Annotated in this window: 10 protein-coding genes; 3 read left to right on the top strand and 7 right to left on the bottom strand. The window is 46.2% G+C overall.

Annotated features, from left to right (window positions below; genetic code table 11):
• Positions 1-66 precede the first annotated feature (66 nt).
• The gene (locus tag ABHV44_RS00980; protein ID WP_459072765.1) at positions 67-2,502 is read right to left on the bottom strand and encodes a DUF5916 domain-containing protein; all 2,436 of its coding nucleotides are present in this window, start codon (positions 2,500-2,502) and stop codon (positions 67-69) included.
• A gap of 121 nt (positions 2,503-2,623) precedes the next feature.
• On the opposite strand from ABHV44_RS00980, the gene ABHV44_RS00985 reads away from it, so the two are divergent.
• Both ABHV44_RS00985 and ABHV44_RS00990 read left to right on the top strand, forming a co-directional pair.
• A complete protein-coding gene (locus ABHV44_RS00985; RefSeq protein WP_459072766.1) occupies positions 2,624-2,977 on the top strand; it encodes a hypothetical protein in 354 nt (117 codons plus the stop codon).
• Positions 2,974-3,468, top strand: coding sequence for an OsmC family protein (locus tag ABHV44_RS00990; RefSeq protein WP_459072767.1), 495 nt, complete (start codon positions 2,974-2,976; stop codon positions 3,466-3,468). Before ABHV44_RS00985 ends, ABHV44_RS00990 begins: the two co-directional genes overlap by 4 nt.
• Positions 3,469-3,494: 26 nt before the next feature.
• On the opposite strand, the gene ABHV44_RS00995 is transcribed toward ABHV44_RS00990, so the two are convergent.
• The 4 genes from ABHV44_RS00995 to ABHV44_RS01010 all read right to left on the bottom strand — a co-directional run bounded on the left by ABHV44_RS00995 (position 3,495) and on the right by ABHV44_RS01010 (position 12,069).
• Positions 3,495-5,675 (bottom strand): S9 family peptidase, encoded by a 2,181-nt coding sequence (locus ABHV44_RS00995; RefSeq protein WP_459072768.1) that lies wholly within the window; start codon positions 5,673-5,675, stop codon positions 3,495-3,497.
• Between the two features lie 179 nt (positions 5,676-5,854).
• Complete coding sequence (locus tag ABHV44_RS01000) at positions 5,855-6,835, bottom strand: T9SS type A sorting domain-containing protein (RefSeq protein ID WP_459072769.1); 981 nt, start codon at positions 6,833-6,835, stop codon at positions 5,855-5,857.
• An 18-nt stretch (positions 6,836-6,853) separates the two neighbouring features.
• Positions 6,854-10,741: a DUF7948 domain-containing protein gene (locus ABHV44_RS01005; protein WP_459072770.1), complete on the bottom strand. Its 3,888-nt coding sequence runs from the start codon at positions 10,739-10,741 to the stop codon at positions 6,854-6,856.
• A gap of 131 nt (positions 10,742-10,872) precedes the next feature.
• Positions 10,873-12,069, bottom strand: a complete 1,197-nt coding sequence (locus tag ABHV44_RS01010) for an MFS transporter (protein ID WP_459072771.1) — start codon at positions 12,067-12,069, stop codon at positions 10,873-10,875.
• Positions 12,070-12,231: 162 nt separating this feature from the next.
• Here ABHV44_RS01010 and ABHV44_RS01015 point away from each other — a divergent pair, with 162 nt between their 5' ends.
• Positions 12,232-12,582, top strand: coding sequence for a DUF4260 domain-containing protein (locus ABHV44_RS01015; RefSeq protein ID WP_459072772.1), 351 nt, complete (start codon positions 12,232-12,234; stop codon positions 12,580-12,582).
• Positions 12,583-12,589: 7 nt separating this feature from the next.
• On the opposite strand, the gene ABHV44_RS01020 is transcribed toward ABHV44_RS01015, so the two are convergent.
• On the bottom strand, positions 12,590-13,210 hold the full coding sequence (locus tag ABHV44_RS01020) for a hypothetical protein (RefSeq protein ID WP_459072773.1): 621 nt from the start codon (positions 13,208-13,210) through the stop codon (positions 12,590-12,592).
• The gene (locus ABHV44_RS01025; RefSeq protein WP_459072774.1) at positions 13,207-14,154 is read right to left on the bottom strand and encodes a WD40/YVTN/BNR-like repeat-containing protein; all 948 of its coding nucleotides are present in this window, start codon (positions 14,152-14,154) and stop codon (positions 13,207-13,209) included. The genes ABHV44_RS01020 and ABHV44_RS01025 overlap by 4 nt, the downstream gene beginning before the upstream one ends.
• Positions 14,155-14,315: the final 161 nt, after the last annotated feature.

A 14,315-nucleotide genomic window follows, 5' to 3' on the forward strand; every position in this document is an offset into this window, starting at 1 on the left:
AAGAAAAGAAGCGCAGAAAAAGCGCTCCTGCTTCTCAATTGAGCTCCTCTCTTCTCGACCTGATTTTTATCGTTTCTTCAAGTAGAGATAGTCGATAAAATAGAGCACCTTGATGGAAAAATTATTGACTTGCGGAGCCCGCAAAGTGGTTTCCACGTCTTCGTAGTAGCTGAGAGGCGAGGGTTCTCCTTCTTCGAGAATGGCGAGTTTCCAGGCCACCGAAATTTCGCTGCCCGGAGCAAATCGCCATTTGTAAATCAGGTCGATGTTGAATGCATTGAACGAAATATCGCGCACGCTGCTACCGTCCGGATTGAAGCCGGCAAACTCTGAAGGAGTCAGTGAACCATCTTCCTGAACGTTGTTGAACTGGTCGTAAACGGCAGTAGACCAGTAGTGACGCAGGTCGAGCGTGAGCCACATTTTGTTGTTGAAAATGTAGCTGCCGGAGATGAAGCTTTCGTGGATTTCGACATTTCTTCTTCCGAACACGATGGTGTCAGAAAGCGTGTTGACGTACCCCATTTCATTGTTGCGCTTGGCATTGCTGTAGCCGATCACAAAAAAGAGCTTGTCGTTTGGCCTGATCCGCGGTTCGAAATAGTAAGAAAAGTTGTTGCGACCAACTTCGTCAAACTGTCGCCAGTCCACTCCTGCATCGAGTGCAAACGGCCTGCTGTAGTCTGAAGAAACAAAGGCTCCAAGACTGTAGTTTTGCGGGAATTCGTAGGCTCTTTCGAAAGTTCTGGTCTCGAAGTAGTCGTAGGTGTCTACCGGCTCCCAGGCCGCGTTGAAGCCAAAGCTGTGGAAGTTTCTCAGGGTGAAAAAGCTATTGGAGTAGACTGCGAAGTTGAAGAACGTGCTCGGTTCCAGAAGTCTTTCGTAATTCATACTGAGGTTGTGCCTCATATTGTTGAAAATAGAGAAAGGCTCAAACTTTTGAAACGAAACTGTGGCGTAGCTCTGGTTGACATTCCTGATGGTTTGAAAACCCAGGTCGTTAATGTCGTACTCTTTTCCAATGACCGTTTGTGACAGTTTAAACCTCCAGTTTCCGCTGATTTTTGAAAACCCAAGACTGTAGGTTTCGCCCAGAGAAATGCTGTCTGGATGAAACTTCTGACTCACACCACCGAAACCTTCGAGAGCATACTTATTCTTCTTGTCTGTCAGCTTCAGATCCACGCGGCTCACATTGGCATCGTAAACAGAGCCGCTGCGGAGGACATTGGTGTTAGTGAAGGTCACAAAGGAGTTGTTTCGAATCACCTGGTCGAGCACCAGCACGTTGTAGTTGGTGAGCGGGTTGGTGGTGAGCTCGCGAGTTTCTCCGGTTTCCGTGTTTTCGATTACAGCTTTGGTCTCGTTTTCAACTGCATTAAAAAATCCAATTCCCAGGCCTCGTTTGTTTCTTCCTGAGATTTTAGTTGCGTTGATGAGCTGACCTCGGTTAGGGTTTTCTACAACTTCTTCCTCTTCTAAAACCGACTGCTGAGCTTTGCTAAAATTAATTGGTCTGCCGCCCACTCGCCTCGAGTAGAACAATCCGGCTTTGTTGAAGAGCTCAACTCCTTCGGTGAAAAATTGGCGGTTTTCGTTGTACTGTACCTCGAATGGCGAGAGATTGAGGACTCGATTGTCGAATCGGGCCTGGCCAAAATCGGGAATCAGAGTCATGTCGAGCGTAAAAGCATCGTTGATTCCGTACTTCACGTCCATGCCGGCATTAAATGATTCTGCCACTCCGCCTTCTTCCACCGTGCTGTGCTCGATGTAGCCAGAAGCGTATGGAAAAAAGAAGAGTCGGGTCGGAGGCTTAATGTTTTCGATGCCTTTCAGTCTGCCCGCCTGAGTGAAAAACCCGTCTATTTCGGGATTCACAAAATTCCACCAGCTGATTTCACGATTTCTTCGAATCTGGCGGCCGAAGTTGATTCCCCAAACCTGCTCTTTAACTTCTGGAAAACGAAGTGCTGAAAACGGAATCTTAATTTCTACGATCCATCCCCGCTCGGTGATATTGGTTGCGCTTTCCCACACAGCATCCCACGTAGAACTCTCGCCACTTGTGGAATACTTCGTATCGATTTGCACACCTGCTGGAGTTACCGCAAAGCCCTCACCGTTGATACCATCGCGGTAGTTGTTAAAAACGACTTTGAAGTAATCGGCATTTCCCACGTCATCGCGCTCGGTGAGGAAGTTGTTGATGCTGTCGGGATTGTTTTCGAAAAGCTCTGCAGCGATATAAACGGCTTCATCGTCATAAATCATTCTGACTGCAGTGTTCTGGGAGCATCCTGCTCCTGGCCTCGGGGAGTTTTGTACGAAGCCTGAAGCTGGCTCCACTTCTTGCCAGGCCGCATCACTGAGCACACCATCGATCTCCGGTGCTTTTGTGACCATTTCAGTCATGTAAGTTCTGCGCACAATGCTGTCTTGCTGACCAAAAAGACAGAACGTAAAAAGACTAAGAAGAAAGGTTAGACAAGAGTTTTTCAACACACTCGTTTTTTCGCGGGTGCAAAGATCGTGAAAACGAGGACTTGTGAAAGTGGTTTTGGATGGGCGGTGAAAAATCAATTTAGGGTTTTGTATCTTTCGTTTTCCTCAAATGATTGCCATGAGTAACCTTAAATCAAAACAGGAGCTAATTGATCACACTGCCGATATGCGCTCCCGAGGCCACCAGTATCGTACTATCATCGCATACCTTAAGAATAACGCTCCAGATGAGAAAACGACTGCTGAAGTTTTGGGCGAACTGGACCGAATGGAAAAAAGTGGAGAACTCAGGAAAGAAAGTCCACAACACAAAAAGTCGAGTTGGCAGAACATTGTATTTGGTGGAGTAATACTTATTATCGGTCTAATCATGATGTCGAAGCTTTGGGATGCGGGAATCATTGCAGTACTTCCAATTGCTCTCATTGGAATAGGGTCACTGGCGATGTTGGGATTTATAAAAATGAAATGACCTTGATAGCAATCGTCAAAACCCACAACTACCTCATCAACCTCGACTGGACTGGCAACCTCGGCCAGGGAACACAGAGCTACAAGGCTTACAATCGCAACCACGAAATTTTGACAGAGGGAAAGACTCACAAAATTGCAGGCTCGGCCGACCCAAGTTTTTTAGGAGACAACACGCGTTACAACCCAGAAGAGCTGTTTGTCTCTTCGCTTGCCGCCTGCCATATGCTTTGGTATTTACACCTTTGTTCAGCCAATGGAATTATTGTCACAAACTACCGAGACGCTGCCACTGGAATAATGGAAGAAAACAAAGACGGCAGCGGCCGATTCAAGTCAGTGACGCTCAGGCCCGAGGTAACCATCACCGACCCTGAGAAAGTTGAACTCGCCAAATCACTCCACACAGAGGCCAACAAAAAGTGCTTCATCGCCAACTCTTGCAATTTTGAGGTGAGGCATGAGGGAGTTGTGAGAGTGGAAAGAAGTTAAGTTATCTTTTCAACCAGATTCTCAAACTAAACCTCCTTCTCCTCCTCCAAAAGCATCAGCATAAACGCGTACTCCAGCGCTACTTCTTTGTAGCGCTTCAATCTTCCTGAGGCGCCACCGTGGCCGGTTTCCATGTCTGTTTTTAGAAGTAGCAGATTGTCATCCGTTTTCAGGTCGCGGAGTTTAGCCACCCATTTTGCCGGTTCCCAATACTGCACCTGGCTGTCCCAGTAGCCGGTAGTCACAAGCATGTTTGGATAATCTTGCGCCACCACGTTGTCGTAAGGCGAGTAAGATTTTATGTAGTGGTAGTACTTCTCTTCTTTAGGATTTCCCCATTCGTCAAACTCGCCAGTTGTGAGCGGAATGCTTTCATCGAGCATGGTGTTTACCACATCCACAAAAGGAACCTGAGCAACTACGCCTTTCCACAAGTCAGGACTCATGTTGATCACAGCTCCCATCAAAAGCCCACCGGCAGATCCGCCCATTGCAAAGAGTTTATCTTTTGAAGTGTAGTTCTCTTCGAGCAGAAATTCCGCACAGTCGATAAAATCGGTGAACGTGTTTTTCTTGTTGAGCATCTTTCCGTCTTCGTACCACTCGCGTCCGAGGGTTTGACTTCCGCGGATGTGGGCAATAGCAAAGACAAACCCGCGATCGATCAAGCTCAGTCTGGTTGAGCTAAAATTAGGATCGATAGTGGCTCCATAAGAACCGTAGCCGTAGAGCAAGAGCGGATTCGAACCGTCTTTTTTAATTCCTTTTTTGTAAACCACAGAAACGGGGATTTGCGTGCCGTCATCGGCTGTGGCCATCAGTCGCTCTGATTCGTAAGCTGCCGGATTGTGACCCCCGATCACTTCTTGCTGCTTGAGCAGTTCGCGCTCGCGGGTATTCATGTCGTACTCGTAAGTCGAAGTTGGAGTAGTGAGAGACGAGTATCCAAAGCGAAGTTTTTCACTTTTAAAGTCGGGATTTACTCCAATCCACGCGCTGTAGGCCGGATCCTGAAACTCAATGTAATGCTCGCCTTCTCCTTCCCATGGAATTACGCGCAAATCGGTAAGTCCGCCTTTTCGCTCATCCACAACGAGGAATTTTTCAAAAATCTCGATTTGCTCCAGCAGAACATCTTTTCTGTGGGGAATCACTTCCACCCAGTTTTCCTTGGTTGTGGCATCCACCGGAGTTTTCATCAGCCTGAAGTTCTTAGCATCCAGGTTGGTGGTGATGTAAAAGTGATCGCCAAAGTGCGAAATGCTGTACTCCAGGTCGCGCTCGCGTGGTTGGATTACCCTGAACTCTCCATCTGGTTTGTCGGCTTCCAAAACTCTGTATTCGTTCGAAACGGTGCTGCTCGAACCTATGATGATAAATCGCTCCGACTTGGATTTGTAAACGTAGCTGATGAAAGTGTCATCGCTCTCCTCGAAGACTAATTCATCTTCAGATTGTGGTTTACCCAGTGTGTGCTTGTAAATCTGGAAGCTTCGCAGGGTTACCGGATCCTTTTTGGAATAAAAGAGCGTTTTGTTGTCGTTGGCCCAGGTGACACTTCCGCTAGTACCGGTGATCTGGTCATCGAGCAGTTCTCCTGTCTCCAGGTTCTTTACTTTGATGGTGTAGATCCTGCGACTTACGGTGTCTTCGGCATAGGCAAGCAGATTGTTGTTCGAGCTCACAGCTCTTGCTCCCACTGCGTAGTAGTCGTGACCTTTTGCAAGCTCGGGCTCGTTGAGCATGATTTGCTCTTCGGCATCGAGCGAACCTTTCTTTCTGCAGATCAAAGGATAGTCACCACCTTCTTCGTAACGCGAGTAGTACCAGTAGCCATTTTTGAAATACGGCACGCTCTGGTCGTCTTGCTTGATGCGGCCCACAATCTCTTCGTAAAGCTCTTCCTGAAGCTTTTCAGTTTCTTTCATCACCTCATCGGTGTAGGCATTTTCTGCTTCGAGGTATGCCACAACTTCGTTTGTTTGATCGTCTGGTGCTTCGGCACTTTTCTGTTCGTCAGACAGGCGTAGCCAGAAATAATCATCCGTCACCGTTTCACCGTGAATTTCGAATTTGTGTTCTTTTTTTGATGCTTTAGGAGGTGTGGGCATATTGTTTTTTTCTGCTTTGTTATTTGATGATTCGGAAGAATCGCAGGCAAAGATAAAAAGCGAGATGGCCAAAAGAGAGTAGAGCGAATATTTCATGGTCGAGAATTTTGTTGGCTCTAAAAGTAGCGGAAAACCGGTTTCAGAGAGAGGAGCTTCAGGAAGTTTTTGATGAGTGGTTATTTATCTATGGAGATGGTAGACAACTTACCAATTCTCGCAAAGGCGCTAAGGTGCAAAACGAAATACTAAACTCATAAGGCATTTACTTCTCCGATTTACCTTTTGACCACCTGAAAAGTTGACTTTCTATCCTCTGAAAAGATGGTCACCAGATATTGGCCCGGTACCAAATTTTTAAAGCCTCTGATTTGGTTCTTGTTGGTTTTCCCATCCATAACCACTCGCCCATCAGAGGCGATCACAAGGAATGATACTTCTCCAGAAGTTCCTTTCAAATTCAGAATATCGACCAGGGGATTTGGGTAAACAGAAATTGGATTTCTCACTCTTTCACCTACAGAAACAGGCGTGCCATAGCTAGTCACAAATTCCACCGAACAATCATCGTAAACCCTGAACTTCCAAAAATGGCTGTAAATACAACCTGCAGGACAGTCGCCCCAGGCGTGTTCATAAATCAATTCTACATGATCTTCGTTTATCGATGCTTCAATGTCTCCGCCATCGCCAGCGAACCAGGTGCCTCCAGCACTCTCTACGCCTTCGATTTCTTCAAAAAGTTCTCCAAGAGCTTCGATGTTATAATTATCTGCCGAGTAAAACATCACAGTGTGATTCTCAAGAGTGACGTAATCGTAATACTCCAGAACTTCCAACTCATAGGTTTCTATGAGAGAATTTACCTCACTACTGCTAGTTGGAAAAATTCCGTTTTCCAGGTCGTTCATCCAGGCCAGATCTCCATCAGCGTTTAATTCCAATATGTCTACAGTGGGAGTGTGCCACGTGTGGATATTAAACATCTCAATAACTGAATCTCGTGCTGCAAGATCTGTAGCATTATAAACTGCGATCAGTGCATCGAGAAATGAGTTTGAAAGCTCTTCTGGGATTTCAACTTCATTTTGAGCCGGAAGCTCATTTTCGTAAATCCATTTAATTGTCAGTCGATCAGCATCCTGCTGGTAGAGGGAAACCACACTGTCGGGAGCGTTACAAGAAGATGAAGTTAATTGACTAAAGCCTGAAAAAGCAATCGAGCAAAAAAGCAATTGAAGAAAAAGTGATCTAAGCATGATGATAAATTTTAAATGTTACCTCAAAATTGTGACATGACCTGTGAGTTCTTCTTTACCGTTTTTGGTTTCGTAGACAATTCGCCAAACGAAGAGATCGTCCTGGACGTAGTGATCTCCATTCTTGTTGGAGCCGTCCCACACCTCATCTACAGAAAAACTTTCGAAGACCAGTTGACCCCAGCGATCGTAAATCTGCATGTGAAACTCGCGGATGTTGTCGCCATAGGCTCGAAAGACATCGTTTAGCCCATCGCCATCCGGAGTGAAAGTATTCGGGACATAAATCGGTAAAATGACTTTTACGAATACAGTATCGCGGTTTGTACAGCCATACTGGTCAATTACGCTCAGCTCGTAATAAGTAGATTCATCTGGCAGCAAAATGGGCGTCAGGTCATCGGGATCTTCCATGAAAGTTGTGGGTGACCACTCAAAATCTACGCTATCGGCTGCCTGACCGTAAAGGCTAATCAGATCGCCCCAGTTGACTTCCACATCGGGTCCGGCAAATACAAACGGCTCTGGGTGAACGATGATCGTTCTCGATTCACTGTCGCTGCAGCCAAATTCATCTGTACCTATAACAGTAAGTTCTGTCGTTTCAGGAGGTGACACAGCTGTTACCTGGCTAGTGTGATCCTGAAAATAAGAAGCCGGTTGCCATAGGTAGTTTTCAGTTCCAGACGCACTCACCTGTACCCACTCGCCCTGGCACATTGAGTCGGGAACCTGAATGTTTACGTTTGGCTGCAATACGTTTACCGTAATTTCATCTACTCCGGAACCGCAGGCATTAAAAATCTCCACATAAAAAGTGGTGGTGTCTTCCAGTACAGCAATTGGATTTTGCGCGTTGGGATTGTTGAGCGGACTCTCAGGCGTCCAGTAAAATTCAGTTCCGGGGTTAGCCTGAAGCTGCACATCGCTGCCGGCACAAGCCGTAATTTCTTCGTAGACGTTTCCTCCAGGAACATTGGTGATTACATTGACTACGACCGTTTCTGTGATTTCGCAGCCTTCATCGGTGACAATGAAAACCTCGTACTCTGTTGTGTCTGTTGGAGTGGCGATCGGATTTGCCACATTCGGATTGTCCAGTGTTGATGTCGGACTCCATTCGTATTCGCCCCCACCTTCGGCAAAAAGCTGAGCAGACTGGCCAAGGCAAATGGTGGTGTCGTTGGAGACGGTCGTTTCCACATCGTAAAACTCAACAGTAATGCTCACTGTATCAGCTCCACAAGGGTTTTCATCTACGAGGTAGTAGATCGTTTCTTCTTCTGGAGAAGCAATTGGGTTTGCAATTTCTGGATCACTCAATGTAGGATCATCCAGCCAGTAAATATTCTCTGAGCCATTTCCCTGAAGTTGCACGGTTCCGCCATCACAGATCGGTTCAACTGGATCGATGCTGGGGTTTACCGGGTCAAAAACATCTATTGTCATGCTCACTGTATCGGGATTCAGGCACTCCGAATCGTCCATGGCCACCATGGTGATGGTGTACTCACCTGGTTCATCGAAAGAGTGACTAGGCTCAAACTCTGTTGAAGTTTCGCCATCGCCAAAGTCCCACTCGTAGCTACTTGCTCCGTTGCTCAGGTTAATGAAATTTGCAGGAGCATCGCCACAAACAAAGCTGGGCCCATCGATTGAAATTTCAGCTTGCACAGCCGCAAGGGAGAACTTGAAAACTCCGAGGTTGCAATTCGTGCTGTTGTTGGTAGAGCTCCATGCTCCAGGTGAAGTTGGGAAGTCGCTGTTACCACCGCAACCTGCGCAAACAGCCTGGTAAACGGTTCCATCTTTGTCAAACTTACTCGTCCCTCCATCAACGTGTTCATTACTCTCAGACCCTCCAAAAAAGGTAGCGAAAGTAAGACCGCTCATGTCGGGTTCTAACACACAGAGATAAAAGTCGCTCCCGTCTGTTGCACTTTGATAAGCATCGGTGGTAGTGGGCAATCCTATAGTCGTACTCTCTGTTGCGAAGCTGGAGTTAAACTGGTTGGTTTCTCCGCCCCAGCCAGAAAAATAAACCTGATCGCATTCAGAAACCAGAAATGCTGTAGGCGAAATGTCGATCGCTCCACTCCCTGTTCCAATCGTTGTGCTCAGCTCGAGCATCGTAAGGTTACTGGTAAATTTTTGGATGTACTGACCGCTACCGGCATTGTTGTAAACATCCCCAACAATCCCAATGTCTCCCTCAGTTTGTCCGATTACAAAAACTTCTCCCGAAGTGTTGAGCTGCACAAAGTAGTTTTGATCGTAGCTGGCAGTGCCATTGTAAGTAAAAGCCAGTAAATCGCCAGCTGGTCCGTACTTAGCGATAAAGCCATCAGTGTCGCCTGCATTACTCGATTGAAAAACGCCACTAGTAGCGGGCATGTCGATGCTGCGTGTTCCTCCGGTAACGAATACATTTCCGTCACCATCCAGCTGAACAGAATAAGCGCTTTCGTCATTCGATCCACCGATGTAAGTACTCCAAAGCAAGTCGGTTAGATTGGAGTTCAACTGGAAAACTACAGCATCACAATTACCCCCATTGTAAGTCGGTTGGTTAGCATTTCCAGCTACAGGAAAATCATTCGAGTCAGTCACAGAAGCGACAAGCACATTGTCGTCATCGTCCACAATCACTTCACCGCGAAAGGCATCACCGTAGTTGTAATTGAGGTTACCGTATCCATTTAGTCCATCAGTATCGTTACCGCCAACAAACGTGGACGCAGCAAGCGACCCATCCAAAGCAATTTTTGTGAGGAAAAGATCAACTCCATCGGGATTTGTAATTCCGGGAATAAAAAAGCTAAACTCATAAAAGGGACCTCCATTAAAACTTGGGTCGTAAGCTCCTGGCGTAGAAGGATAATCGGGAGAGCCGGTATTTCCCATGACAATGATGTTATCCTGACTATCGCAAATCAAACTGTGAGGCATCTCCAGAGCATTCCCTCCCAGGTAAGTTGAGTAGAGAAGCTGCGTTCCATCGGCCGAGAATTTTGAAATGGCCATGTCGCAATAACTGCTGATAGAAGTATTAAAGTCATCTTCAATTGCGCCAACCGTGGTTGGATAACCCGCTGCATAAACCGTGCTAGCAGCTACTAAATTTCCCTGACTGTCGTCTGTGGCCGAGCAACCGAAATTACTTGCTGTAGATCCGATGTAGGAAGAAAAACTCAACTCCGGATCGATGATTAGCGGATAAGAAGAATCGTAATCACCCAATTCGAAAGTGAGTCGGTTTCCTTTCAAATGATAGGCACTTTCAACTTCCACCATTTTACCGTTGATCAGCTGATAGCAGTAGGGTTCGTGTTCGGTGACCGTTCCCACAGAGGTTTTCACAATCAACTTGCCGTCTTTCAAAGTCATTTTTTCTGGCCCTTCGTAGCGAAGCTCAATAAGTGACGGATCAGCTCCCGGCTTTACTTTAAAGTCGTACTTTATCCGGTCGGCTGTGCTGTAAAGAAGCAAGTCGATATTCTCGTAAAGATCGCTGTAAGCCACCTGCTGGACAGGCTGCACATTGCTCGCCCAACGACTTTCATCATTGCCTTTATAAAAGTTGTAGTAGTGGGCAAATTCTTTTCTTCCTTCAATAATAGGCGCTTGAGCTCCTTCAAAATGAACTTTGTATACGTGGGAATGAAGATCCTCGGGAAACTCCGTTTGCCCTGAATGCGGGTGGAGGTTTTGCATTTCTTCAGCATCAAAAAGCTGGAAGGTAAGAGCGGTTGGCTCAGCATAGAGCACACCAGCAGGGATTTCTGTTCTGAAAGCTACATTTTGGTGCCACTGACCGTGGTTGGGAACAAACTCGGCCTGACCGGAAGCCATAAGTGACGAGGCTACCAGCAGTAGAGATAAAATATGCCGAATTGTTTTCTTCACGTTAAAGTTTGTCGACTGCTAAGATGAGACGCAATTGCGATCCAATTGGTTGGTTCAGAAGTCCTTTAAAATTAAGGTTTTTACATAGAAAATGACAACTCACTTTTATGTGAATTGACACAGGTCAAAGGCTACCTGTCCAAAGGCCTCACCCCGTTGACCACCGTTAGTGCCATGGCAGCGGTTCCCAGGCCGAAAATCAGATCGAAAGTCCAATCCAAATCGAGGAGCACACCGAAAGTGATAGGCCCCAGTGCTGTGCTCACCACCATCACTGTGGTGAAGATGCTGCGGATTTGTCCGATTACTTCAGCTCCGTAGATTTCGGCTAGCATGGCATTTTTAATGGTGCTGCCCATTCCATTGGCAAGCCCCATGAGCGCAAGAGCTGCAGGGTAGATCCACCGGTGGTCGTAAGAAATGAGCACAACTAAGCCGATCAGGTAAGGAATCAAAAACCAGGGAAACAACTTCTTTCCGGTGAGCTTGTCTACAAGCGGACCGCTGGTGAGCATTCCCACGGCACTGGCTATGGCAAAAGCCGAGAGCGAACCGGCCACCCATTCGGGGCTCCAGCCTTTGGCTTCTCCCAATTTGAGTTGAAAGAAGAAAATCGCTGTGTTGGTAAAACCCAAAATGAAAACCACTGGTGCGATGATCCAAAACCTTCGTTCACCAAAGACTTTCCAGATGCTCAGTCGCTTGAAACTTTTCTTTTCAGCATGGCTTTCCATCTCGTAAGCTCTGATTCGTGGTTTCGATTTATTGATCAAAAGCACCGCCAAAGGAATCACCAAAACAAGGCAACTCATTGCCGACAACTGAAGAGTAGATCTCCAGCCTACTGCAGCAATCAAAAGCGTGATGAGAATTGGCAGTGCAGCCTCACCAGCCGGGTGCCCAATCGTAGCAACACTGATGGCTTTTCCGCGGTTGGCAGTAAAGTAGCGAGCCATCGATGAAACCGATGTGTGGCTCATCAAGCCCTGGCCAAAAAGTCGCAGACCATAAAACGCCAACACCACCAGTAAGATGTGGTAAGAAAAAGACATCAGGAAAAGAGCTGCAGCCAGACCGAGCCCCACAAAAACGCTGTAGCGCTTTACATTGACTTTATCGAAATATCCACCAAGCCAGGGAAGCGTGAGCGCACTTCCAACTGTAGCAATAGCGTAGATCGAGCCGAGCGCTGTGTTGCTGATTTTAAAAAACTCTTCGATGGATGGCAGGTAGAGTGAGAGCAAAAACGTCTGTCCGAAGCTGGAGAAAAACGTGTACATAAACCCAAAAGCAAGCAAGGGGAAATTGTACTTCAGAAATCGGGACACCTGATCACTCACTTTCTACTTTCTTTTTTTTGGATTCGGCAAAAGTCTGTAAAACGATCTGCCTTTCCTAAAGTTCACCAGCGAGGCAAAGCCACTCGCCATAATTTTACAGTGAGAAACGGCATTTGAAATTATCTTTGATGTAAACAAACTGATCATCAAATGAAAAACCTCATCAAACTCGAAGAACTCGCCATGTTCGGCTTTTCCATTTTTCTTTTTTCACTCACCGACTTTGCCTGGTGGTGGTATTTGGTTTTGATTCTAGCCCCGGACCTTGGGATGATCGGTTATGCTTTTGGAACAAAGGCTGGAGCGTTCACCTACAACCTAACTCACCACAAAGCAGTGGCACTGGTGGTGCTAACAGCAGGATGGGTGTTGGAGAACGAATGGACCTTGCTATTTGGCATCATCCTTTTTGGCCACTCGAGCCTGGATCGCATCCTGGGATATGGCCTCAAGTACGATGATGATTTCAAACACACTCACCTGGGAAGAATTGGCGAGTAAGACCTAACTAAAACTTTACAACGTAAGAAATACCAATCTCGGCAACTTCAAACATTGGTTCGAGCTCGCCATTGGTGTACTCGCGATAAAGCTTGTAGCGAAATGGAGTTCCGTAAATTCTGATGGCATCTCCTTCACCTATTTCCCAATCAAAACCGAGTAGAAAATGGTGGTAGTTGATCGGTCCTTTGGTGAATTTATAACCGGCAAGAGCCGAGTAGTCGAAGTTTTTGCCCACCCATCTGAAGTAACCAAATTGGGGGAAACTCAAAACCATGCCTTCAAGGCCATCAGAGTTTTTTGCTGGAAATTGGAACCCCAGACCGACATTCACTTTGGCTCCTACGCTCCAATCATCCGTTTGATAAAAAGGAACACTCATACCGATGTGACCAACGATGCTAACAGTTGACGACTGGATCTCTACTTTTTGATAAACCGGCTCTCGATAGGTGAGGTTTCCACCAACTGTCTGCCCTACTGTTCCCGACCCCTGATCTTCTATACCCGTCAACCGAATCGGGTTGAAAGCGAATGTGGCATCAGAATAAAAATACAGCTCATCGCTCTGTGAAAAACTGAGAATAGAGATGAGAATGCTTGCCAATATTAGTGTCAGTTTTTTCATAGGGATGCTTTTATGATTTTTCCTTTTTCACCTCCAATAAAGAAAGTATCTGAGTCGATGAATTCAACGGAGTAGAATGTTTCGGTGAACCCGTTTCCTTCTTCAGTGAAGACTTCGGTCCACGAGTCATTTTCTCCTGTCACATAGTTTGACGTGATCGTATTCTTACCAACTGCAACCATCAAATTGCCATAACCATCAAGGCCATAGTATGGGTAGGTGTGATTGGTATGTGCAATACCATAGGATACACTTCTCTTTGTTTCCAACCTGTTGTCTGTGTTGATTAGAGCTCTTTGGGAAGGTCCGATGTAGATGTCATAGCATGAGGGAGCCTCATAATTGAAGTTTACTTCACCAGTATACAAATTGAAGGATACGGTGCCAGGGCTCTCATCCTCTACCATTACTATTCCCAGTGAATCAGCAACAGCCGCGTCTTTGAACCCAAAGACCGGCAGATTTACCTGACCTGCCAAATACTGGAAAGTATTTCCATAGTCGTGAGAAACTTCAATATTGAAGGAACTGTTGAAGGTATTCTTTTCTCCGATGATTACTTCTCCATCTTCACCCGCTCCCATAAAATCGGCATCGGCAGTTTCAGTCCAGGTCGCTCCCCCATCATCGGTGTACATGACCTCCGGGTCGAGAAAACAAACACCTTGCTGTTCATTGAAAAAATGAACTTTCTCTACAACTTCTTCAGAAAACTGAGTGATCTCTGTCCATGAATTTCCGCCATCCGTTGTTTTCCACATTCCGTAGAGACCAGGGAGGGCAAAACCAATTTCTGGAGCTGGAAAAGATAGTTCTCTAACGTTTGTATCGATTGGAATTTGCATTTCCTTTTCGACCTGAAGAACCGTGGTGATTTCAATCACTTTTTTCTTGCACGAGGCAAATAGAACAAGGCAAAAAATGGCTAATAATGATAGTCTCATAAACTTTGGGCAAACCCTCACGGATGGAGTAGTCTTTGTTTTAAAAGGTTTAAAAGAGCTTCAAAATAAATCAAAATGTCTGGCAATTCCTCATGGCGAGGAGGTCTTTTGAGTTTGTAAGATTGGAGCTTCAGCCTAAGTGCTTCTTTACCATAAAAGTT

The sequence above is a fragment of the Halocola ammonii genome (assembly GCF_049334165.1).
In the GTDB taxonomy this organism is placed as follows: Bacteria; Bacteroidota; Bacteroidia; order Flavobacteriales_D; family Sanyastnellaceae; genus JBEGHD01.

Coding starts and splice junctions, on each gene's coding strand:
- ABHV44_RS00990 (WP_459072767.1), top strand. CDS start 2,974: ATGACCTTGATAGCAATCGTCAAAACCCACAACTACCTCATCAACCTC.
- ABHV44_RS01015 (WP_459072772.1), top strand. CDS start 12,232: ATGAAAAACCTCATCAAACTCGAAGAACTCGCCATGTTCGGCTTTTCC.
- ABHV44_RS01025 (WP_459072774.1), bottom strand. CDS start 14,154: ATGAGACTATCATTATTAGCCATTTTTTGCCTTGTTCTATTTGCCTCG.
- ABHV44_RS00985 (WP_459072766.1), top strand. CDS start 2,624: ATGAGTAACCTTAAATCAAAACAGGAGCTAATTGATCACACTGCCGAT.
- ABHV44_RS01000 (WP_459072769.1), bottom strand. CDS start 6,835: ATGCTTAGATCACTTTTTCTTCAATTGCTTTTTTGCTCGATTGCTTTT.
- ABHV44_RS01020 (WP_459072773.1), bottom strand. CDS start 13,210: ATGAAAAAACTGACACTAATATTGGCAAGCATTCTCATCTCTATTCTC.
- ABHV44_RS00995 (WP_459072768.1), bottom strand. CDS start 5,675: ATGAAATATTCGCTCTACTCTCTTTTGGCCATCTCGCTTTTTATCTTT.